Source organism: Buttiauxella sp. WJP83 (assembly GCF_027594725.1).
Classification (GTDB): domain Bacteria; phylum Pseudomonadota; class Gammaproteobacteria; order Enterobacterales; family Enterobacteriaceae; genus Buttiauxella; species Buttiauxella selenatireducens.
Genome location: NZ_CP110080.1, coordinates 4,641,715 through 4,664,716 on the forward strand (window position 1 = coordinate 4,641,715; position 23,002 = coordinate 4,664,716).

Sequence of the window (23,002 nt, forward strand, 5' to 3'; positions counted from 1 at the left end):
GGTATGCAGATTTATTATTCAGCAGTTTTAGTGTCATCACTGGTGATAAATTTCTGATAAAATTCAGCCTTACTATCCTATTCCCAGCACCCGACACTCCTTAACCATCTGAAAAATTTATTTATGTCGAGATTATTCGCCGCGATAACTTTGATTCTGAGTGTCGCTCTTACTATCGTGGTCACTGTAGCCTGCTCAGTACCCATTATTATTGCTGGCCTCATCAAGCTTCTTCTGCCCATTCCCATCATCTGGCGCTCAATCTCGGTGTTTGCTGATTTTATGATGTACTGCTGGTGTGAAGGATTAGCCTTTTTACTCAAGTTAAATCCACACCTGAAATGGGATGTTGAAGGACTTGATGAACTCAGTAAAAAAAACTGGTATCTGCTGATTTGTAATCACAGAAGCTGGGCTGATATCGTCATTTTGTGCGTGCTGTTTCGTAAACATATTCCAATGAATAAGTTCTTTTTAAAACAACAGCTCGCCTGGGTGCCATTTATGGGTTTAGCTTGTTGGGCGTTGGATATGCCTTTTATGAAACGCTACTCGCGCGGGTATTTGTTACGTCATCCGGAGCAACGTGGCAAAGACGTCGAAACCACTCGCCGTTCTTGTGAAAAATTCCGCTCTCACCCAACGACCATCGTGAATTTTGTCGAAGGTTCAAGGTTCACTAAAGAGAAGCGTTTACAGACTCGTTCAGCTTTTAAAAACCTGCTTCCGCCTAAAGCCGCGGGGATCGCAATGGCTCTCAATGTGCTTGGAAAACAATTCGATAAACTGCTGAATGTGACGCTTTGTTATCCTGAAAATACACAAAAACCATTTTATGACATGTTAACCGGGAAAATGACGCGAATTGTGGTGAGAGTGTCGCTGGTGCCTATTGCAGCAGATCTGCATGGCGATTATGTAAATGATAAAGCTTTTAAACGTCGCTTCCAGCAATGGTTGAATGCATTGTGGCATGAGAAAGACGAGCTACTGACAAGCATCAAGCAATAGAAAAAAGCCGGTCAATGACCGGCTTTTTTATTATTTCTGTCCAACCAAGAACTTGGCTACATCAGCATATTGCTGAATAAACACGTCCATGTTGCTGGTGTCCATGCCTTGAGGGTTCAGCTGATATTTTCCATTGACGAACATAGCTGGAACGCCCTGCAATTGCAGATCTGCCGCCGCTTTCTCTTGTTGAGCAACCAGAGATTTCACAACAAAACTGTTCCATGCAGCGTCGTACTCTTCTGGTTTAACACCAGCATCGATGAATACCTGGCGGATATCAGCAACGTTTTGAACAGTCTGAGTCTTCTGTACTGCTTCAAACAGTGGAGCGGTGATTTTGTCTTCCACGCCCAATGCCATCGCAACAGCCCATGCCTGAGTTAAATCTTTGCCCAATGGGCCCAAGAACTCAACATGGTATTTTGTCATTTTGGTGCCTTCTGGCAGCTTTTTCTTCACAGTATCAGAGACATGAAGAACTTCTTCAAACTGATAGCAATGTGGGCAGTAGAAGGAGAAAAACTCTAAAACTTGTGGCTCACCGGCAACAGGTTTTTCTAAAGTGATAAATTCTTTTCCGTCTTTAAACTGCGCGGCAGACACGCTGAATGCCAGGATCATCCCCGCCAGCGCCAGCCAAATCTTTTTCATCATTAAATCTCTCCTGAATAAATACTGATTAATACATTGGCGTTAATGTTAGTGGTGGTTCACGTAGAACCCTTACCTGCTCTGTAAAAGTCGCAGTTTGTCTTCGCCAGTAATCTTCGTCTGTAAGCCACGGAAAATTTCTGGGGAAAGCAGGATCATCCCAGCGTCGAATTATCCACGCGAGATAATAGACCATTCGCATTGCACGTAAAGGTTCTATGAGTGCAATTTCGTCTGATTCAAATGGGGTAAACTCTTCATACGCTTCGACAATCATTTCCAGCTGCATTCTCTGCTCGGCTTTGTCACCATTGAGAAGCATCCAGATATCCTGAATTGCCGGGCCGTTTCGGGCATCATCCAGATCGACAAACAAAGGGCCATCGCGCCAGAGAATGTTCCCTGGGTGGCAATCACCATGCAGTCTCAATGGCTGAAAATCGGTATGCCAATGAAGTTTAACTTCAGCTATTAGCGCATCTGTTGCACTGAGAAACCCCTTCTTGAGGGCAGCGGGAATCAAAGGCGTATGCTCAAACATTTCGCGAGGCTCAAATAAGTATTCACTTAAGCCTATGTCAGGACGCGCAGAAAATTGCTTACGTCGACCGGTTTGATGTATACGACCAAGATAGCGCCCCACCCATTCCATCTGATCGAGGCTATCTGTTTCGTACTGCCTTCCCCCCAAACTTGGGAACACTGCATACATAAAGCCGTTATGGCGTAATAGCGTGTTGCCGTTGAAATGCAGGGGAGCGGCGACCGGAACCTCATCAGCTTGCAACTCAAGTGCAAACTGATGCTCTTCTTCTATCTGCTCAGGTGACCAACGATGAGGCCGATAAAACTTAACCACATAGCGTTTACGATCCTCGTCCTGAAACTGGTAAACGCGGTTTTCAAAACTGTTTAATGGGGTCAAGCCGGAATCCACCCGTATACCCTGTTCGAACAGGGCATCCATGATGGTATCCGGATGTAATGTTTGAAAATTGAAAGCGCTGTCTGTCATCCAGGCAACCAACTGTAAATACGAATAGTTTAGGATAACATTTCATCACCGCTAAAGTGGGCCGGCTTACAAGCTTTTACTCTTTAATTACGCCGCGAGCGCGTAATAATGCAGTCTTAAAATCTTCTTCATAATCTTTCTGAATGCCGGGAATAACAGCATCTTTTGCAGAGTCGCGCATTTTCAGATGATAAATCAGCACATCATCAGTGAGATCGGTTAATTCACCGGTATAACCTGACTCTTTGCTGAGTTTCTGCAAAAATTGAATCAAGTTGAGGTCCGGCTCTTTCTGCCATGCGGGCTGAAGTAGCTCGAGCAGTTCGTTAAGACGCTTACATTTCATGATTGTGCTCCTTTCACATGAGAGATGTGACACGTTAGCAGGCTCAAACCCACATTAAAAGAGGCGATATTAGTGAGATGTTTAACGGAAGTTACTGGTGTGGTGTTGGCGGGAGGAAGAGCCACAAGAATGGGTGGCAAGGATAAAGGACTGATACGCCTAAATGGTCTGCCATTATTTGAGCATGTCACCAGAAAACTCACACCTCAAGTCAATAACGTGGTGATTAGCGCAAATAGAAATATTGATATATATCAGTCTATTGGATTGCCTGTCCTGAGTGACACCTTGCCTGATTACCCAGGGCCATTGGCAGGAATGCTATCAGCAATGCAGAAACTTGATAGCGAATGGCTTTTATTTTGCCCTTGCGATACCCCTAATATCCCACACGATTTGGCATACAAACTTTGGGAACAGAAAGGGGAATCCAGTGCCATATGGGTAAATGATGGTGAGCGAGATCATCCAACCATCGCTCTTTTGCATAACAAACTTGTGGCATCGCTGGAAAACTATCTGGCTTCTGGTGAGCGGCGAGTTATGTACTTTCTACGAGAAGCTGGCGGTCACGCCGTATTATTCCCGAACCAGATGCAAAAATTCATCAACGTGAACTCACCTGATGATCTCGCCCAATGGGAGCATAAATAGATGATACCTCTGCTCGCTATTGCCGCCTGGAGTGGTACTGGCAAAACAACGCTTCTTAAGCAACTGATTCCTTTACTCATTCAACGAGGGATACGCCCAGGTCTAATCAAACATACCCATCATGATGTAGACGTCGATAGACCCGGAAAGGACAGCTACGAATTACGGAAAGCTGGTGCAGCACAAACAATCGTGGCTAATAAGAGTCGTTGGGCGTTAATGACTGAAACACCTGAGCAAGAAGAACTGGATTTACATTGGCTCGCCAGCCGAATGGATCCGACCTCACTCAATGTGATATTAGTTGAAGGTTTTAAGCACGAGGCGATACCTAAGATCCTGCTTTATCGGTCAGGACTAACGCGTAGCATTGATGAGCTGGAAGTCGACAGTAATGTTATTGCCATATCGAGTGACGTGCCGATCCCGAATGCAAGACTCCCGGTTCTGGACATCAATTCACCCAGCCAGATTGCTGATTTTATTGCTGAATGGCTTAATAAATGAGTTTCGCCTGCGCAGTTGCAGGCATTTTTTTATAAATTGCAGACAGCAAAAAGCCCTGTACGTCAGTACAGGGCTTTCCACTTATTTGGAGCCTGGCAGTTCCCTACTCTCGCATGGGGAGACCCCACACTACCATCGGCGCTACGGCGTTTCACTTCTGAGTTCGGCATGGGGTCAGGTGGGACCACCGCGCTACTGCCGCCAGGCATATTCTGTTTTCATCAACCGTCACAGTTTCACCTGTAACCATTAACTTAAAATCTTGGAATTAAGCTGAAAATTGTCTGTCTCTCAACCAAAACACCTTCGGTGTTGTAAGGTTAAGCCTCACGGATCATTAGTACTGGTTAGCTCAACGTATCGCTACGCTTACACACCCAGCCTATCAACGTCGTAGTCTTCAACGTTCCTTCAGGAGACTCAAGGTCTCAGGGAGAATTCATCTCGGGGCAAGTTTCGCGCTTAGATGCTTTCAGCGCTTATCTTTTCCGCATTTAGCTACCGGGCAATGCCATTGGCATGACAACCCGAACACCAGTGATGCGTCCACTCCGGTCCTCTCGTACTAGGAGCAGCCCCCCTCAATTCTCCAGCGCCCACGGCAGATAGGGACCGAACTGTCTCACGACGTTCTAAACCCAGCTCGCGTACCACTTTAAATGGCGAACAGCCATACCCTTGGGACCTACTTCAGCCCCAGGATGTGATGAGCCGACATCGAGGTGCCAAACACCGCCGTCGATATGAACTCTTGGGCGGTATCAGCCTGTTATCCCCGGAGTACCTTTTATCCGTTGAGCGATGGCCCTTCCATTCAGAACCACCGGATCACTAAGACCTGCTTTCGCACCTGCTCGAGCCGTCACTCTCGCAGTCAAGCTAGCTTATGCCTTTGCACTAACCTCACGATGTCCGACCGTGATTAGCTAACCTTCGTGCTCCTCCGTTACGCTTTAGGAGGAGACCGCCCCAGTCAAACTACCCACCAGACACTGTCCGCAACCCGGATCACGGGTCTACGTTAGAACATCAAACATTAAAGGGTGGTATTTCAAGGTTGGCTCCACGCAGACTGGCGTCCACGCTTCAAAGCCTCCCACCTATCCTACACATCAAGGCTCAATGTTCAGTGTCAAGCTATAGTAAAGGTTCACGGGGTCTTTCCGTCTTGCCGCGGGTACACTGCATCTTCACAGCGATTTCAATTTCACTGAGTCTCGGGTGGAGACAGCCTGGCCATCATTACGCCATTCGTGCAGGTCGGAACTTACCCGACAAGGAATTTCGCTACCTTAGGACCGTTATAGTTACGGCCGCCGTTTACCGGGGCTTCGATCAAGAGCTTCTCCTTACGGATAACCCCATCAATTAACCTTCCGGCACCGGGCAGGCGTCACACCGTATACGTCCACTTTCGTGTTTGCACAGTGCTGTGTTTTTAATAAACAGTTGCAGCCAGCTGGTATCTTCGACTGCCTTCAGCTCCATCCGCAAGGGACTTCACCTACCGACAGCGTGCCTTCTCCCGAAGTTACGGCACCATTTTGCCTAGTTCCTTCACCCGAGTTTCTCTCAAGCGCCTTGGTATTCTCTACCTGACCACCTGTGTCGGTTTGGGGTACGATTTGATATTACCTGATGCTTAGAGGCTTTTCCTGGAAGCAGGGCATTTGTTACTTCAGCACCGTAGTGCCTCGTCATCACACCTCAGCGTTAACAGAAGTCCGGATTTACCTAAACTTCCCGCCTACATGCTTAAACCGGGACAACCGTCGCCCGGCTAACATAGCCTTCTCCGTCCCCCCTTCGCAGTAACACCGAGTACAGGAATATTAACCTGTTTCCCATCGACTACGCCTTTCGGCCTCGCCTTAGGGGTCGACTCACCCTGCCCCGATTAACGTTGGACAGGAACCCTTGGTCTTCCGGCGAGCGGGCTTTTCACCCGCTTTATCGTTACTTATGTCAGCATTCGCACTTCTGATACCTCCACCAGACCTCACAGTCCAGCTTCAACGGCTTACAGAACGCTCCCCTACCCAACAACGCATAAGCGTCGCTGCCGCAGCTTCGGTGCATGGTTTAGCCCCGTTACATCTTCCGCGCAGGCCGACTCGACCAGTGAGCTATTACGCTTTCTTTAAATGATGGCTGCTTCTAAGCCAACATCCTGGCTGTCTGTGCCTTCCCACATCGTTTCCCACTTAACCATGACTTTGGGACCTTAGCTGGCGGTCTGGGTTGTTTCCCTCTTCACGACGGACGTTAGCACCCGCCGTGTGTCTCCCGTGATAACATTCTTCGGTATTCGTAGTTTGCATCGGGTTGGTAAGCCGGGATGGCCCCCTAGCCGAAACAGTGCTCTACCCCCGAAGATGAGTTCACGAGGCGCTACCTAAATAGCTTTCGGGGAGAACCAGCTATCTCCCGGTTTGATTGGCCTTTCACCCCCAGCCACAAGTCATCCGCTAATTTTTCAACATTAGTCGGTTCGGTCCTCCAGTTAGTGTTACCCAACCTTCAACCTGCCCATGGCTAGATCACCGGGTTTCGGGTCTATACCCTGCAACTTAACGCCCAGTTAAGACTCGGTTTCCCTGCGGCTCCCCTATACGGTTAACCTTGCTACAGAATATAAGTCGCTGACCCATTATACAAAAGGTACGCAGTCACCCCATAAAAGAGGCTCCCACTGCTTGTACGTACACGGTTTCAGGTTCTGTTTCACTCCCCTCGCCGGGGTTCTTTTCGCCTTTCCCTCACGGTACTGGTTCACTATCGGTCAGTCAGGAGTATTTAGCCTTGGAGGATGGTCCCCCCATATTCAGACAGGATACCACGTGTCCCGCCCTACTCTTCGAGTTCACAGCAAGTGCATTTTTGTGTACGGGAGTATCACCCTGTACCCTGCGACTTTCCAGACGCTTCCACTAATGCACAAACTGATTCAGACTCTGGGCTGCTCCCCGTTCGCTCGCCGCTACTGGGGGAATCTCGGTTGATTTCTTTTCCTCGGGGTACTTAGATGTTTCAGTTCCCCCGGTTTCGCTTCGTTAAGCTATGTATTCACTTAACGATAGTGCAACGAATTGCACTGGGTTTCCCCATTCGGAAATCGTCGGTTATAACGGTTCATATCACCTTACCGACGCTTATCGCAGATTAGCACGTCCTTCATCGCCTCTGACTGCCAGGGCATCCACCGTGTACGCTTAGTCGCTTAACCTCACAACCCGAAGATGTCTCGTGAGACACAATCGAGGTTGCGAAAATTTGAGAGACTCGAACACACCGATACATCCTTTCTTATTACGGAGAAAGGAAACAGTGTGTCGTTTCAATTTTCAGCTTGTTCCAGATTTTTAAAGAGCAAATATCTCAAACGTGACTGTTAAGTCAGTTTTGAGATATTGAGGTCGGTGACTTTCACTCACAAACCAGCAAGTGGCGTCCCCTAGGGGATTCGAACCCCTGTTACCGCCGTGAAAGGGCGGTGTCCTGGGCCTCTAGACGAAGGGGACACTGAAGTCTCACTCGCAAGACGCCTTGCTTCTTTACTTTCATCAGACAATCTGTGTGAGCACTACGCAAGTTCGTATCTATTAGGTAAGGAGGTGATCCAACCGCAGGTTCCCCTACGGTTACCTTGTTACGACTTCACCCCAGTCATGAATCACAAAGTGGTAAGCGCCCTCCCGAAGGTTAAGCTACCTACTTCTTTTGCAACCCACTCCCATGGTGTGACGGGCGGTGTGTACAAGGCCCGGGAACGTATTCACCGTAGCATTCTGATCTACGATTACTAGCGATTCCGACTTCACGGAGTCGAGTTGCAGACTCCGATCCGGACTACGACGCACTTTATGAGGTCCGCTTGCTCTCGCGAGGTCGCTTCTCTTTGTATGCGCCATTGTAGCACGTGTGTAGCCCTACTCGTAAGGGCCATGATGACTTGACGTCATCCCCACCTTCCTCCAGTTTATCACTGGCAGTCTCCTTTGAGTTCCCGGCCGAACCGCTGGCAACAAAGGATAAGGGTTGCGCTCGTTGCGGGACTTAACCCAACATTTCACAACACGAGCTGACGACAGCCATGCAGCACCTGTCTCAGAGTTCCCGAAGGCACCAAGCCATCTCTGGCGAGTTCTCTGGATGTCAAGAGTAGGTAAGGTTCTTCGCGTTGCATCGAATTAAACCACATGCTCCACCGCTTGTGCGGGCCCCCGTCAATTCATTTGAGTTTTAACCTTGCGGCCGTACTCCCCAGGCGGTCGACTTAACGCGTTAGCTCCGGAAGCCACTCCTCAAGGGAACAACCTCCAAGTCGACATCGTTTACGGCGTGGACTACCAGGGTATCTAATCCTGTTTGCTCCCCACGCTTTCGCACCTGAGCGTCAGTCTTTGTCCAGGGGGCCGCCTTCGCCACCGGTATTCCTCCAGATCTCTACGCATTTCACCGCTACACCTGGAATTCTACCCCCCTCTACAAGACTCTAGCTTGCCAGTTTCGAATGCAGTTCCCAGGTTGAGCCCGGGGATTTCACATCCGACTTGACAAACCGCCTGCGTGCGCTTTACGCCCAGTAATTCCGATTAACGCTTGCACCCTCCGTATTACCGCGGCTGCTGGCACGGAGTTAGCCGGTGCTTCTTCTGCGAGTAACGTCAATCGCCAAGGTTATTAACCTTAACGCCTTCCTCCTCGCTGAAAGTACTTTACAACCCGAAGGCCTTCTTCATACACGCGGCATGGCTGCATCAGGCTTGCGCCCATTGTGCAATATTCCCCACTGCTGCCTCCCGTAGGAGTCTGGACCGTGTCTCAGTTCCAGTGTGGCTGGTCATCCTCTCAGACCAGCTAGGGATCGTCGCCTAGGTGAGCCATTACCTCACCTACTAGCTAATCCCATCTGGGCACATCTGATGGCATGAGGCCCGAAGGTCCCCCACTTTGGTCCGAAGACGTTATGCGGTATTAGCTACCGTTTCCAGTAGTTATCCCCCTCCATCAGGCAGTTTCCCAGACATTACTCACCCGTCCGCCGCTCGTCACCCAGGAGCAAGCTCCCTGTGCTACCGCTCGACTTGCATGTGTTAGGCCTGCCGCCAGCGTTCAATCTGAGCCATGATCAAACTCTTCAATTAAAAGCTTGATTTGCTTCAACTCGTGAAGCGGTGCTCAAAAATTAACTTTCGTAATAATTCAACTAAATGAATTACTGCTTGGTCACTCTTCAAGACTTGATATTTTTTTGATACCCGAAGGTATCTGAGATATCAATCCTGCGAGTGCCCACACAGATTGTCTGATAAATTGTTAAAGAGCAGTGAGTTACGCGCTTTCGCTTGCTAACTCGAGGTGGCGTATATTACGCTTTCCTCTTTCAGAGTCAAGCGTTTATTTTCGCTTTTCGTCTGACTGACGGGCCGGTTTGTAAGCCGTTGTGCCGTGTCAGTGGAGGCGCAGTATAGGGATTTTCTGGAAGCTGACAAGTGTTTATTGCAAAAAGATTACCAAGCGTCTTTTTTTTCGCCAAAAGCACTGCAAAAGGTCTGTAATACGGGATTATTGCTGTTTTAAGCATCAGAAAAGGAGACATGGTGGCATACTCATAATAGAAACAACGCTAAAGGAATTGCTTTTATGTCTCTCTCTGCCCAACAACTCGCAGCTCAAAAGAATCTTTCCTATGTCCTTGCGGAAAAACTCGCTCAACGCATTCTCAAAGGTGAGTACGAAGCGGGTAGTATCTTGCCTGGTGAAATTGAGTTAGGTGAACTCTTCGGCGTAAGCCGCACGGCGGTAAGGGAAGCAGTAAAGACATTAACAGCAAAAGGAATGGTTTTACCTCGCCCTCGCATCGGTACCCGCGTAATGCCCCGCGCCCACTGGAACTTCCTTGATAAGGAATTACTCACCTGGTGGATGACAGAAGAGAACTTTAACGATGTGGTGGAGTACTTCCTTATTATGCGTAATAGCCTGGAGCCACAAGCCTGCGCATTAGCCGCGGTAAATGGTACGCGTGAACAGAAAGCCACTCTCAACGAGATGATGGCAGAGATGGTTAAACTGAAAGTCTCATTTGACCGCCAACGCTGGATAGAAGTTGATATGGCCTACCACGAACAAATCTATGCAATGAGTGGTAATCCTTTCCTTGGTTCTTTCGCTAACTTATTCCGTTCTATTTATTACAATTACTTTACTGCTATAACCGACAAAGAAGTTATCAAGCTCGATTTGCACCAGGCAATTGTTGATGCCATTACCTTGGGTGATAGCCAGGCCGCGTTAGTCGCTGGTCAGACACTATTAAAAGAACCCTTCGAACACGGGTAAAGTCTCACGTTCTCCTGCGTGCCTTAAAACATCAGGACAAAAATGACTAAAACAGCTCGCAGTATGGCCGGGTTACCGTGGATTGCGGCGATGGCTTTCTTTATGCAGGCGCTGGATGCCACGATTCTAAACACCGCATTACCCGCAATTGCCCATAGCCTGGGCCGTTCGCCGCTCGCAATGCAATCCGCGATAATCAGTTACACCATTACCGTTGCGATGCTGATCCCCGTCAGCGGTTGGCTTGCCGACCGCTTTGGCACTCGACGCGTATTCATGGTCGCGGTATCACTCTTTACACTCGGATCGTTCGCCTGCGCGATGTCGAGCTCGCTCGGTGAGTTAGTTGTCTTCCGTGTGATACAGGGAATCGGCGGGGCAATGATGATGCCGGTCGCGCGTTTAGCGTTATTACGTGCCTATCCACGCAGTGAATTACTCCCCGTTTTAAATTTCGTGACCATGCCGGGCTTGGTTGGTCCGATCTTAGGCCCACTTCTTGGCGGTGTGTTAGTTACGTGGGCAAGCTGGCACTGGATTTTCCTCATTAATATACCTATCGGTATTCTCGGGCTTATTTACGCGCGTAAGTACATGCCGAATTTTACGACACCACGTCGCGGGTTCGATATGACTGGCTTTCTGTTGTTTGGTTTAAGCCTGGTGTGTATTTCGAGTGGAATGGAATTATTCGGTGAGCGCATTGTTGCCAGCTATATAGGTATCCTGATTATCATCAGCGGGCTGCTTCTATTAACACTCTATATCTGGCACGCACGTCGCCACCCAACGCCACTTATCGCCCTCCCGATGTTCCGTACCAGAACCTTCTCTATCGGGATTGTCGGGAATCTTGCCTCGCGCTTGGGAACTGGCTGCGTCCCCTTCCTTATGCCTTTAATGCTACAAGTCGGTTTTGGCTATTCGGCGTTGATCGCCGGATGCATGATGGCCCCCACCGCAATTGGCTCACTACTGGCGAAATCGACCGTGACCCAGGTATTGCGTCGTCTGGGTTACAGAAAAACGTTGGTTGGAGTGACTCTGGTTATCGGTTTACTGATTGGCCAGTTCTCATTGCAATCACCGGGCATGGAAGTGTGGTTACTGATACTGCCACTGTTTATTCTGGGGATGGCGATGTCCACGCAATTCACCGCTATGAATACCATAACGCTTGCGGATCTCACTGATGAAAACGCCAGCAGCGGCAATAGCGTTCTGGCCGTCACGCAGCAATTGGCAATTAGTCTTGGGGTAGCGGTGAGTGCAGCGGTGCTCAGACTGTATGAAGGTATAGAAAGTATTAACACTGTCGAGCAGTTCCACTACACCTTCCTGACTATGGGCGCAGTGACGTTAGTTTCAGCTCTGGTGTTCCTGCTGTTACGCCCGAAAGACGGGCGCCACATGATTAAACGCTAGACTGAACCGCGCTCTACCAGTTCAGGAGTCAGGAACAGGCGCTGTTGTTCCAGAGTGGGTTGAGCCATGCGATGTATCAGTACATCAACGGCCAACTCACCCAACTCATCTTTGGGTTGATGAATCGTCGTGAGCGGTGGTGTCATATAACGCGCAAGTTCAATATCGTCATAGCCGACAACCGCCATATCCTGCGGAACCTTCAGACCGGCTTGATACAACGCCTGATAAGCGCCAACAGCCATCGCATCGTTGCCCGTGAATACCGCATGCGGTGGGTGTTCCAGCGCAAGAAGTGAATTCATGGCCGTGAAACCACCTTCGAACTCAAAATCACCGATGATTTCGTAGCCTTCATGGATCGTAAGTTCTGCGCGATTCATTGCATTTCGGTAACCTTCGAGCCGTAACCGTGCAGGGGTTTTATCCTGCGGCCCCGTAATGCAGGCGATGCGAGTATAGCCATTATCAATAAGATGTTGCGTTGCCCGTTCGCCACCTAATAAAGAGTTGTCCTGAATAACATCACTTTCACCTTCAAACGGCGACCAGTCCATCATCACGGTGGGAATAGAAGGATAGCGGCTCATGATATCTGCCGAAGGAAGGTGTGTTTCAGTGCACAGCAGCAACAAACCGTCGACACGCTTTTGCAGCAGTGTTTCCAGATTGCGATTCATGCGCTGCTCATCACCCTCGGTATTACACAATACCAGGCTGTAGCCGCGCTCAAAGCAACTCCGTTCAACGCCACGCACCAACTCGGAATAAAACGGGTTACTGCTGGCGGTGATTAACATCCCAATAGTGTGCGTTTGGTTGAGCTTGAGACTACGCGCCAGTGCAGAGGGTGCATAGTTGAGCGTTTTAATTGCAACATCGACCTTCGCGCGAATGGCATCACTCACGAAACGATCATTATTGATAACGTGCGAAACCGTTGAAGTCGAAACTCCAGCCAGCTTCGCAACGTCTTTCATGGTGGGCATGATTATCCTTGCTGCTGCAAAAAGTCGTCGATTTCATGACGCCACGGCACGGAAGGTTGTGCACCTTTGCGCGTAACCGCAATAGCGGCGGCCGCATGAGCAAAACGAATCGCATCAGCCATCGGCTTGTCTTCCAGCAATGCGGTGACCAACGCACCATTAAAGGTGTCGCCAGCAGCAATGGTATCCACTGCTTTAACCTTAAAGCCGGGCACACGCTGCCCTTTGCCATTTTCACTCAACCAAACGCCACGACTGCCCAACGTAATAATGACGGTTTCGATGCCTTTCGCGTGAAGAGCCCTGGCCGCAACCGCCGCGTCATCGTCATTTTCGACACGAACACCGGTAAGCTTTTCAGCCTCGGTTTCGTTTGGCGTGATCATATCCACCAGCCCAAGCAGCTCATCTGATAGCTCGCAGGCAGGTGCAGGATTGAGCACGACTTTGGTTTGATTTTGATGGGCAATTTTAGCCGCAGCCAACACGCTTTCCAGCGGCGATTCAAGCTGCATTAAAAGCACTGAAGCTTCAGCGATTTTCTGATTCTGTTCCGCCACAAGCGTAGGGGTTAATGCCCCGTTCGCTCCAGAGTGGATACCAATAACGTTTTCCCCTGCGCCATTCACGAAAATAAGCGCCACACCGGTTGAAGCACCTTTTATAGTGCTAATCGGGGAAGTATCGATTTTGTCGCTTTCCAGCTGTTTGCAAACGCGACTGCCAGTGTCGTCATCGCCAACACAGGCAATAAAAGCAATATCTGCGCCGCTGCGCCCAGCTGCAACAGCCTGATTCGCCCCCTTTCCACCGAACGCCACCTGATACTCTTGCCCAGTAACGGTTTCACCCGGCGTAGGAAAATGTTCGAGGTTAAGGATATGGTCAGCATTAATGCTGCCCAGGACGACGAGATTGCCTTTAGTTTTCATTTATATCAGTCCAGTTAAGTGCGCCACCCGAATGAGTGAGTGGCGCGATGCCCTGCTTTTCTTAATGTCGTCTTATTTAGTCACCAGCTTCAGGTCAACCGGGATCTTGGAGTCGACTTTCTCGCCTTTCAATACTTTATCGGCAGTTTCTACACCGATAACGCCAATCTGGTCAGCCATCTGTGCAACAGTTGCTCCCAGTTTGCCGCCTTCTACTGCTTTCACGCCATCAGCGGTGCCATCGAAGCCAACAACCAGAACATCGGATTTACCGGCAGTTTGCAGCGCACGCAGTGCGCCCAGTGCCATTTCGTCGTTCTGAGCAAATACCGCCTGCACATCAGGATGTGCGGTCAGCAGGTTCTGCATAACATTCAGGCCTTTAGTACGGTCGAAGTCAGCAGGCTGGCTCGCCAGAACAGTAAATTTATGCGCAGCAGTCGCTTGTTTGAAGCCTTCGCCACGTTCACGCGCAGCAGATGCACCCGCGATACCTTGCAGTTCGATAACTTTCGCACCTTCACCCAGTTTCTTAGCAATGAAGTCGCCCGCCATTTTTCCGCCAGCAACGTTATCAGAAGCGATGTGGCTAACCACGGTGCCCTGATTTGCCATACGGTCGAGGGTAATCACCGGGATTTTTGCCTGGTTAGCCATTTTCACGGCGTTGCCAACTGCATCGGAATCGGTTGGGTTGATAAGCATCAATTTGGTGCCGCGAACGGTCAGGTCCTGCACGTTGGCCAGCTCTTTCGCAGGGTTGTTTTGCGAATCCAGTACGATCAGGTTGTATCCCAGTTTGTCCGCTTCTTTTTGCGCGCCGTCTTTCAGTGAAACGAAGAACGGGTTATTCAGAGTCGATACAACCAGCGCGATGGTGTCTTTAGCCATCGCGTTTGCGCTCACGGTGGCGCTCAGCGCAACAGCGGAAACCAGGGTAGCCAGCTTTTTCATATTCATAGTCAGATGTCCTATAGGGTTATGATTGTTACTGCTTTTTGTTGTCCACCAGCACCGCCAGTAAAATAACCACTGCTTTGACGATCATCTGGTAATAAGAAGAAACACCTAATAAATTCAGTCCATTGTTCAGGAAGCCGAGGATCAGTGCACCGATCAGCGTCCCGACAATGCGCCCTTTACCGCCCGCAAGGCTCGTACCGCCCAGAACTACCGCTGCGATAGCGTCCAGCTCATAGCCCGTACCCGCCGTTGGTTGCGCAGAGGAAAGACGCGCCACTTCGATGATCCCTGCCAGAGAAGCCAGCAGACCACACAGTGAATAAACGATAATTTTGACTTTGTTTACGCTGATGCCTGACAAACGCGTTGCCGCTTCGTTACCGCCCAGCGCGTAGATATAACGGCCCAGGCGCGTGTGATGCAGCATGTACCACGCAGCCAGGAATACCAAGCCCATAATCCACACAGGTGTTGGGATCCCCAACGGGCGGCCAATACCAAACCAGCCAAACAGATCGGCGTTATCAGAAAAACCGGTATTTACCGGGCTACCATTGGTGTAAACCATGGTGACACCGCGCAATAAAAGCATCATGACCAGTGTGGCGATAAAAGCCTGCACTCGCCCTTTTGCAACAATCACCCCTGTCACGGCCCCGATTGCAGCACCTAGCGCCAGCGCGCCAGCAACCGCCACAAGTGCATTGACTTCTAAACCCACAATCGAAGCTGCAACCGCTCCGGTGAGCGCCAATAATGAACCGACGGACAGGTCAATCCCGGAAGTCAAAATGACCAAGGTCATCCCTACCGCCATAATGGCGTTCACGGAGGTTTGCTGCAGGATGTTGAACAGGTTATTAACGGTGAAAAAGTTCGGGCTAAGGCTTGAGACAATCGCAATCAGCACTAACAGAGCGATCAGCGATTTTTGGTCAAGCAGCCACGCTTTTGTGAACCAGCGACGGGTAGGAATAGACTGGGTACTCATTTTACAGACTCCTGATTCACACGATTTAGCTTGCCGACGGCCGCCGCCATTAATATCTCTTGAGTGGCTTCTTCACGAGTAAACTCCCCGCCGAGATGCCCCTCATGCATCACCATAATTCGGTCACTCATCCCCAGAACTTCTGGCATTTCAGACGACACAAGAATGATGCTTAGCCCATCGGCTTTGAACTGGTTGATTAACTGATAAATTTCTTTTTTCGCACCGACATCTACGCCGCGCGTTGGCTCATCAAGAATCAGCACTTTAGGGCGAGTCATCAGACCACGGGCAATCGCGACTTTTTGCTGATTGCCGCCAGAAAGCAGGCCGATGGGTTGTTCCATCGATGGCGTTTTGACATTGAACAGACGAATAAAATCTTGCACCGCCTGCTGCTCATCTTTATGTCTCAGGCTGCCAGCGTTGTGACTGAAATAGCGTAGCGCGGTCAGCGACATATTTTCTTTAACCGACATGCCGAGAACCAACCCGTCACGCTTACGGTCTTCAGAGATATAAACAATGCCGTTTGCCAGACCATCTTGCGGCGAACGCGTCACCACTTCGCGACCATCAAGCGCCACATAGCCACCAGTACGCGGCAGAGCACCGTAGAGCACTTTCATTAATTCGGTGCGACCCGCGCCCATCAACCCGGCAACGCCAAGAATTTCACCTTTACGTAGCGTGAAACTCACGTCATGAACGCCAGGGCCTGAAAGGTTATCGACGCGCAGAAGGATTTCGCCAGGCTGTTTATCCAGACGGGGATATTGATCTTCCAGTTTGCGCCCGACCATCATCTCAATCAGCGTATCTTCGGTCAGCGTCGCCACTTCACGTTCGGCAATAAACTGACCATCGCGAAAGACGGTGACATCATCGCAAATCTCGAAAATCTCTTTCATACGGTGGGAGATATAAACAATGCCGCGCCCCTGTGCTTTTAGCTCGCGAATGACGCGGAACAGGGAGTCGGTTTCGGTATCAGTCAGCGCATCGGTCGGTTCATCCATCACGATGACTTTTGATTCAAAGCTCAGCACCTTGGCGATTTCAACCATTTGCTGATCGCCAATCGACAATTCACCGACCAGGCGCTGGCTGTTGAAGCGCAGATTAAGCTTCGCCAGCAGTTTGTCCGCCTCGGCGTACATTTTCTTCCAGTCGATCTTGCCGAAACGGCTGACAAATTCGCGACCCAAGAAAATGTTTTCCGCAATGCTGAGCTGCGGAATCAGATTGAGTTCCTGGTGAATAATGCCGATGCCCGCTTCCTGTGAGGATTTTGGACCATTGAACGTCGTTTCTTTCCCCAGCCATAACAACGAACCGGCATCGCGTTGATAGATGCCGGTCAGGACTTTCATCATGGTGGATTTGCCAGCGCCGTTCTCTCCCACAAGCGCCATTACGCGGCCTGAGTAGACATTCAACGCCGCGCCAGAAAGGGCTTTAACGCCAGGGAACGATTTATCGATCCCTTTTAATTGCAGTAAGGGTTCCATGCCGGCCTCAGAACGTTACGCCAGCACAGAGAATAATATTCGCATACGGGGAACACTCCCCGCTGCGAATAACCGCATGAGCATCAGCGGTATGTTGCTTGAACTGCTCGTGACTGATGTAACGAATAGAAATGGTGTTTCCCTGGTGTTGTTGCAGTTGCTCGATCTGTTTGAGCAACGTTTCGTGGAGCTCTGGATTATGTTGTTGGATTTCCTGAGCAAGGATCGCTGCTTCAACCTGCATCTCTTGCGTTACGACTTCAACGACCTGCATAAAACCCGGTACGCCGTGAGTCAGAGCCAAATCAATACGCGGTGTGTTGCGCGGAATGGGCAATCCTGCATCGGCAATCACCAGCGTGTCGGTGTGGCCAAGACGGGAAATAACGGACGAGATATCAGCGTTGAGAACAGTGCCTTTCTTCATTTTCTTACTCCACTAGCGAAACGTTTCGCTGATAAGAAGTGTAGGAAATGAAGAGGTGATTAAACAACCATGAAGTTATGAAAATGTGATCGCCATCGAAACGTTTCGCTGCTTCGTTTAAAAACAGGGAAATGAGAGCGCGTACATTGAGCAGGATAAAAAAAAGCCCCTTCGATTGAAGAGGCGTTAGCGTTAAATCTCGACCTGAGTCCCTAGCTCGATAACCCGGTTTGGCGGGATTTCGAATTGATCAGGCGCTCGCAGGGCGTTGCGTTGCAGTGCGAGGAACAACTTGCCGCGCAAACGCAGGTACCACGGACGTTTGCCGATAATCAGCGACTCATGCGACATGAAGAACGATGTCTCCATCATTCGGCAGCTCAGCCCTTCCAGACCGCAGCGGTGGAATATCTCTTCCACATTTGGCGTTTCACGCCAACCGTAGCTTGCGACCACTCGCCAGAAGGTTGGCGACAACTGCTCAATAGAAACACGCTTCACATTATGAACGTACGGCGCATCTTCGGTTCGCAGCGTCAGCAAGACAACCCGCTCATGCAGCACTTTGTTGTGCTTGAGGTTGTGTAGCATCGCAAAAGGAATCACGTTCAGTGCGCGGGACATATAAACCGCAGTACCCGGTACACGAACCGGCGGCGATTTCTCCAGCGAGGCAATCATCGCTTCCAGCGAATTTCCATGTTCATGCATACGACGCAACAGACGGAAACGCTCGCTTTTCCAGGTCGTCATGATGACAAACATCACCAGCGCCAGTGTGAGCGGCAACCAACCGCCGGAGAAGATTTTCACCGCGTTTGCGGAGAACAGCGGAATATCGATTATCAGGAAACCCATCCCCATCAGCAACACGGCAATTTTATTCCAGTGCCAGTTTTTACGCGCCACAGTGCACGAGAGAATGGAGGTCAGAACCATGGTGCCAGTCACTGCAATCCCGTACGCTGCCGCCAGATTGCTGGAATGTTCGAAGCTAACAATGACAATCACCACCGAGATATAAAGTATCCAGTTAATGGCTGGAACGTATATCTGCCCGGACTCCATTTCCGAGGTGTGGATGATGCGCATTGGTGACAAATATCCCAGACGCACGGCCTGGCGAGTCAGTGAGAACACGCCGGAGATAACGGCCTGAGAAGCGATAACTGTCGCAAGCGTTGCCAGAATCATCAGCGGGATTAACGCCCAGTCTGGCGCCAGCAAGAAGAATGGGTTCTTGATAGCTTCAGGTGTTTTCAGCAATAACGCGCCCTGGCCGAAATAGTTCAGAACCAGTGACGGCAGAACCACCGTGAACCAGGCGATACGAATCGGGAACTTACCGAAGTGCCCCATATCGGCATACAACGCTTCAACACCCGTAATAGAAAGAACAACGGCGCCAAGCGCAAAGAACGAAACGGTTTTATATTCGAGGAAGAAGTGTACTGCCCACGCCGGGTTCAGTGCATGAAGCACTTCCGGGTTTGCGATAATACTGCGTGCGCCTAATACGGCCAGCACCAGGAACCACAGCAACATGACCGGAGCAAACAGTTTGCCAACCAGCGCGGTACCGTGTTTCTGAATCATAAACAGCAACGTCAATACCGCTATCGACAGCGGCACGATATAGGGGTCGAGAGAAGGTGCGGCTATCTCAAGCCCTTCGATGGCTGACATCACCGATATTGCAGGCGTGATGACCACCTCGCCATAGAAGAAGCTGCCGCCGATCAATCCCATGATCACCAGCACCGATGTCATTCTTGCCGACGTATTACGCCCGGCCAATGACATTAACGTCAAAATACCGCCTTCACCGGCGTTATCAGCACGCATGACAAAGGTCAGATATTTAACCGATACAACTAAAATCAACAGCCAGAAAATCAAAGACAAAAAGCCAAATACGGCGTCACGTTCAACACCAAATCCAAATTGGCCAGACAGACATTCACGAAGGGTATAAAGCGGGCTAGTACCGATATCGCCGTACACTACCCCAATTGCAGCCAGCGTTATTGCAGGCAATGATTGTTTATTATCAGCGCTCATAGACTAATCTTTTGTTGGAATCCCGAAAGCGTGTGCTTAATCCCTTGGCCCACAAAAAGGCGCACAGTATGCACGATAATCAAGGAAATCGTACCCCTAAATACAACAGGCTTAGCTTATGTCAGGGAAAAAAGAGCCGTTCATCAATTCATTAACGATTATGCAGATGATCGATATACTCGTTTTTTCGCTTAGTGATAACCGCGTAAGGATGTAACGCTAATTATGGCTCAATCACATTTATTGGCTGAAAGAATTTCACGACTTAGCCAGGCTTTGGAAAAAGGACTGTTCGAACGAAGCCACGCGGTGCGTCTATGCCTGTTGGCAGCACTGAGTGGCGAAAGTGTTTTCTTGCTTGGCCCTCCGGGGATCGCCAAAAGTTTGATTGCGCGCCGTTTGAAGTTTGCTTTCCAACATGCTCGCGCCTTCGAATACCTGATGACACGCTTCTCCACGCCTGAAGAAGTGTTTGGGCCATTATCCATTCAGGCTTTAAAAGATGAAGGACGCTATGAGCGTCTGACGGCAGGTTATCTTCCAGAAGCTGAAATCGTCTTTCTTGATGAAATCTGGAAAGCAGGCCCAGCCATTCTGAATACTTTGCTAACCGCCATAAATGAGCGGCGTTTTCGTAATGGCGCGAGTGAAGAAAAAATCCCCATGCGTTTGCTGGTGGCCGCCTCCAACGAATTACCTGAAGCAGACAGCAGCCTGGAAGCACTGTATGACCGTATGCTGATTCGTCTGTGGCTCGACAAAGTGCAGGACAAAGGGAATTTCCGCTCGATGCTCATCAGCCAGCATGATGAAAATGGCAATCCTGTACCCGAAAATCTGCAAATTACAGATGACGAGTATTTCAAATGGCAGCAGGAAATTGGCACCGTTTTGCTGCCAGATAACGTCTTTGAGCTGATATTCACCTTGCGTCAGCAACTCGATAACGCCGCGGGTGCGCCTTATGTTTCGGACCGACGCTGGAAGAAAGCCATTCGCCTGCTGCAAGCCAGTGCCTTCTTTTGTGGCCGGAACGCCGTCGCTCCGATTGATTTGATCCTGCTTAAAGATTGCCTGTGGCATGACACCGCAGCGATGAATCTGATGCAGCAGCAGATTGAAATATTGATGACCGGACACGCGTGGCAACAGCATGCCATGCTCGCAAAATTGGGTGCCATCGTGCAGCGCCGCATTCAGTTGCAACAACAGCATAGCGACCGTGAAGCCATCACCGTGACCAAACAGGGTGGGATGTTTACCCGTCGCCCACAATACCGGTTGCCTGACGAGCTCACCGGTGAAACGCTGACATTACTGCTTCAGCAGCCGTTGAAGCTGCACGATATCGAGGTCATCCACGTCTCTATTTCCCGAGAAGCCTGTGAGCAATGGCTCGTAAAAGGAGGAGAGCTGCGCGGAAAGCTTAACGGTATCGGTTTTGCACAGGTACTGAATATGGAAGTCGACTCCAGTCAACATTTGGTTCTGCGTGATGTCAGCCTGCAAGGCACACGTCTGGTGATGCCAGGTAAACAGCAACAAGGGATGCCAGAGGAGATCAAACAGCAATTCGACGATCTGGAAGCCATCCTCCACCAGCAACATGAACGTTTTAACGATCAGCAAAAGTGTTTGTTTATACATAACGATTGGCTAGGAAAGATTGAAGCCAGTCTGCAGGATATTGCAGAACAAATTAAACAGGCGCGGCACTGATGCTCAGCGTTGAGACTCTCGATCTCATCCTCGCGATTGGCGAGGGTGAATTAATCGAAGGGATTATTATCACGCTGCTGGCGGCACCGCAGTTTGCCGTCTTTTTTGAGAAATTCCCGCGCCTGAAAAACGCGGTTGCCAAAGACATCCCGCGCTGGAGAGAGTTACTGAAGGCGCGCTTACATGACACAAACGTGCCGCAAGAATTGGCTCGCGAAGTATTGTGCTTTCAGGAAAGCCAGTTACTCACCACCAGCCAGTTATCCGCAAAACTTCCCGAAATTTTACTTCTGCTGAAAAGTGTCGATTCCCCCTTTTACGGGCAGGCGCAAACGCTGGTGGCGGAAATGCCCCGCCTCACACCCGCGCAACAAACGCTTTTCTTACAACGCTGGCGTTTGAGTCTGGTGGTTCAGACCACTTCGCTTAACCAGCAATTGCTCGAAGAAGAGCGCGATCAGCTGCTCGCTGAAGTGCAACAGCGTCTGGCATTAAGCGGCCAGCTTGAACCAGTGCTGGTCGATAACGATAACGCAGCTGGAAGGCTTTGGGATATGAGCGCCGGTTCGCTTAAGCGCGGTGATTATCAGCTCATCGTCCAGTACGGTGAGTTTCTTGCCAGCCAACCAGAATTACTGAAGCTTGCAGAGCAACTCGGTCGTTCCAAAGAGGCTAAATCAGTCCCGAAGAAAGATGCGCCGACTGAAACCTGGCGCATGCTGGTACGTGAGCCCGCCACGGTACCTGAACAGGTTGATGGCCTGCAGCGTAGCGATGATATCTTGCGTTTGCTGCCACCGGAATTAGCCACCCTTGGCATCACCGAACTGGAATACGAGTTCTACCGTCGGTTGGTGGAAAAACAACTGCTGACTTACCGATTACATGGCGATTCATGGCGCGAAAAAGTCGTCGAGCGTCCCGTGGTTCACCAGGATTTTGATGAACAACCACGCGGGCCATTTATTGTTTGCGTCGATACGTCTGGGTCAATGGGCGGCTTTAATGAACAATGCGCCAAAGCTTTTTGTCTGGCACTGATGCGCGTGGCGCTGGCAGATAACCGTCGCTGTTTCATCATGCTGTTTTCCAGCGAAGTGGTGCGCTACGAAGTATGTGGTACGGACGGTATTGAGCAAGCGATCCGCTTTCTGAGCCAGCGTTTTCGTGGTGGCACGGATCTCGCCAGTTGCTTCAGGGCGATAGCTGAGAAAATGCAGGGTAGTGAATGGTTTGACGCTGATGCAGTGGTCATTTCCGACTTTATCGCCCAGCGTTTGCCTGACGAAGTCGTGACGAAGGTGAAGGATCTACAACGTATTCATCAACATCGTTTCCACGCAGTGGCGATGTCGACACATGGCAAACCCGGCATCATGCGCATTTTCGATCATATCTGGCGCTTTGATACCGGGATGCGAAGCCGCCTGCTGCGTCGCTGGCGGCGTTAAT

17 protein-coding genes, 1 tRNA gene and 3 rRNA genes are annotated in these 23,002 nt (G+C 50.1%); 7 read left to right on the forward strand and 14 right to left on the reverse strand.

Going from position 1 to position 23,002, the window contains the following annotated elements:
- The first annotated feature begins 123 nt into the window (after positions 1 to 123).
- Positions 124 to 1,011: an acyltransferase gene (locus OH773_RS21435; RefSeq protein ID WP_270141761.1), complete on the forward strand. Its 888-nt coding sequence runs from the start codon at positions 124 to 126 to the stop codon at positions 1,009 to 1,011.
- Positions 1,012 to 1,041: 30 nt separating this feature from the next.
- Here the strand turns inward: OH773_RS21435 and dsbA are convergent, their stop codons facing one another.
- The 3 genes from dsbA to OH773_RS21450 form a co-directional block, all read right to left on the reverse strand.
- Positions 1,042 to 1,665: a thiol:disulfide interchange protein DsbA gene (dsbA, locus tag OH773_RS21440; RefSeq protein WP_183272969.1), complete on the reverse strand. Its 624-nt coding sequence runs from the start codon at positions 1,663 to 1,665 to the stop codon at positions 1,042 to 1,044.
- 28 nt (positions 1,666 to 1,693) lie between these two features.
- Entirely contained in the window at positions 1,694 to 2,680 is a 987-nt protein-coding gene (locus OH773_RS21445; RefSeq protein WP_270141764.1) for a serine/threonine protein kinase, read from the reverse strand.
- A 76-nt stretch (positions 2,681 to 2,756) separates the two neighbouring features.
- Entirely contained in the window at positions 2,757 to 3,026 is a 270-nt protein-coding gene (locus OH773_RS21450; protein WP_034499931.1) for a YihD family protein, read from the reverse strand.
- A gap of 129 nt (positions 3,027 to 3,155) precedes the next feature.
- Between OH773_RS21450 and mobA the strand changes: the two genes are divergently transcribed.
- Entirely contained in the window at positions 3,156 to 3,680 is a 525-nt protein-coding gene (gene mobA, locus OH773_RS21455; protein WP_270141768.1) for a molybdenum cofactor guanylyltransferase MobA, read from the forward strand.
- On the forward strand, positions 3,681 to 4,187 hold the full coding sequence (gene mobB / locus OH773_RS21460; RefSeq protein WP_270141771.1) for a molybdopterin-guanine dinucleotide biosynthesis protein MobB: 507 nt from the start codon (positions 3,681 to 3,683) through the stop codon (positions 4,185 to 4,187).
- A 90-nt stretch (positions 4,188 to 4,277) separates the two neighbouring features.
- Here the strand turns inward: mobB and rrf are convergent.
- From rrf to OH773_RS21480, 4 genes are all read right to left on the reverse strand, one after another.
- A 5S ribosomal RNA gene (gene rrf, locus OH773_RS21465) occupies positions 4,278 to 4,393 on the reverse strand.
- 110 nt (positions 4,394 to 4,503) lie between these two features.
- Positions 4,504 to 7,413 (reverse strand): 23S ribosomal RNA (locus OH773_RS21470).
- Positions 7,414 to 7,632: 219 nt separating this feature from the next.
- Positions 7,633 to 7,708 (reverse strand) — tRNA-Glu (locus OH773_RS21475).
- Between the two features lie 86 nt (positions 7,709 to 7,794).
- Positions 7,795 to 9,334: ribosomal RNA gene (locus OH773_RS21480) — 16S ribosomal RNA — on the reverse strand.
- Together the 16S, 23S and 5S rRNA genes with 1 tRNA gene alongside form the textbook arrangement of a ribosomal RNA operon.
- A gap of 499 nt (positions 9,335 to 9,833) precedes the next feature.
- Here OH773_RS21480 and OH773_RS21485 point away from each other — a divergent pair.
- Complete coding sequence (locus OH773_RS21485) at positions 9,834 to 10,532, forward strand: FadR/GntR family transcriptional regulator (RefSeq protein ID WP_270141773.1); 699 nt, start codon at positions 9,834 to 9,836, stop codon at positions 10,530 to 10,532.
- Positions 10,533 to 10,574: 42 nt separating this feature from the next.
- Positions 10,575 to 11,957 carry a multidrug transporter subunit MdtD gene (gene mdtD, locus OH773_RS21490; protein ID WP_270141775.1) on the forward strand — a complete coding sequence of 461 codons (1,383 nt, stop codon included), beginning with the start codon at positions 10,575 to 10,577 and terminating at the stop codon, positions 11,955 to 11,957.
- On the opposite strand, the gene rbsR is transcribed toward mdtD, so the two are convergent.
- The 7 genes from rbsR to kup form a co-directional block, all read right to left on the reverse strand.
- Positions 11,954 to 12,946 (reverse strand): ribose operon transcriptional repressor RbsR, encoded by a 993-nt coding sequence (gene rbsR, locus OH773_RS21495; protein WP_270141778.1) that lies wholly within the window; start codon positions 12,944 to 12,946, stop codon positions 11,954 to 11,956. The two genes, mdtD and rbsR, sit on opposite strands and share 4 nt — an antisense overlap.
- 2 nt (positions 12,947 to 12,948) lie before the next feature.
- Positions 12,949 to 13,878 carry a ribokinase gene (gene rbsK / locus OH773_RS21500; RefSeq protein ID WP_270141780.1) on the reverse strand — a complete coding sequence of 310 codons (930 nt, stop codon included), beginning with the start codon at positions 13,876 to 13,878 and terminating at the stop codon, positions 12,949 to 12,951.
- Positions 13,879 to 13,950: 72 nt separating this feature from the next.
- Positions 13,951 to 14,838, reverse strand: coding sequence for a ribose ABC transporter substrate-binding protein RbsB (gene rbsB, locus OH773_RS21505; RefSeq protein ID WP_151993927.1), 888 nt, complete (start codon positions 14,836 to 14,838; stop codon positions 13,951 to 13,953).
- A gap of 28 nt (positions 14,839 to 14,866) precedes the next feature.
- Positions 14,867 to 15,832 carry a ribose ABC transporter permease gene (gene rbsC, locus OH773_RS21510; RefSeq protein WP_270141784.1) on the reverse strand — a complete coding sequence of 322 codons (966 nt, stop codon included), beginning with the start codon at positions 15,830 to 15,832 and terminating at the stop codon, positions 14,867 to 14,869.
- Entirely contained in the window at positions 15,829 to 17,343 is a 1,515-nt protein-coding gene (rbsA, locus tag OH773_RS21515; protein WP_270141786.1) for a ribose ABC transporter ATP-binding protein RbsA, read from the reverse strand. Before rbsA ends, rbsC begins: the two co-directional genes overlap by 4 nt.
- Before the next feature lie 7 nt (positions 17,344 to 17,350).
- Positions 17,351 to 17,770, reverse strand: a complete 420-nt coding sequence (gene rbsD / locus OH773_RS21520) for a D-ribose pyranase (RefSeq protein WP_270141789.1) — start codon at positions 17,768 to 17,770, stop codon at positions 17,351 to 17,353.
- A gap of 192 nt (positions 17,771 to 17,962) precedes the next feature.
- On the reverse strand, positions 17,963 to 19,831 hold the full coding sequence (gene kup / locus OH773_RS21525; RefSeq protein WP_270141791.1) for a low affinity potassium transporter Kup: 1,869 nt from the start codon (positions 19,829 to 19,831) through the stop codon (positions 17,963 to 17,965).
- 225 nt (positions 19,832 to 20,056) lie between these two features.
- Between kup and ravA the strand changes: the two genes are divergently transcribed.
- Both ravA and viaA read left to right on the forward strand, forming a co-directional pair.
- Positions 20,057 to 21,550, forward strand: coding sequence for an ATPase RavA (gene ravA, locus OH773_RS21530; RefSeq protein WP_270141793.1), 1,494 nt, complete (start codon positions 20,057 to 20,059; stop codon positions 21,548 to 21,550).
- On the forward strand, positions 21,550 to 23,001 hold the full coding sequence (gene viaA, locus OH773_RS21535) for an ATPase RavA stimulator ViaA (protein WP_270141795.1): 1,452 nt from the start codon (positions 21,550 to 21,552) through the stop codon (positions 22,999 to 23,001). Before ravA ends, viaA begins: the two co-directional genes overlap by 1 nt.
- Position 23,002 lies beyond the last annotated feature (1 nt).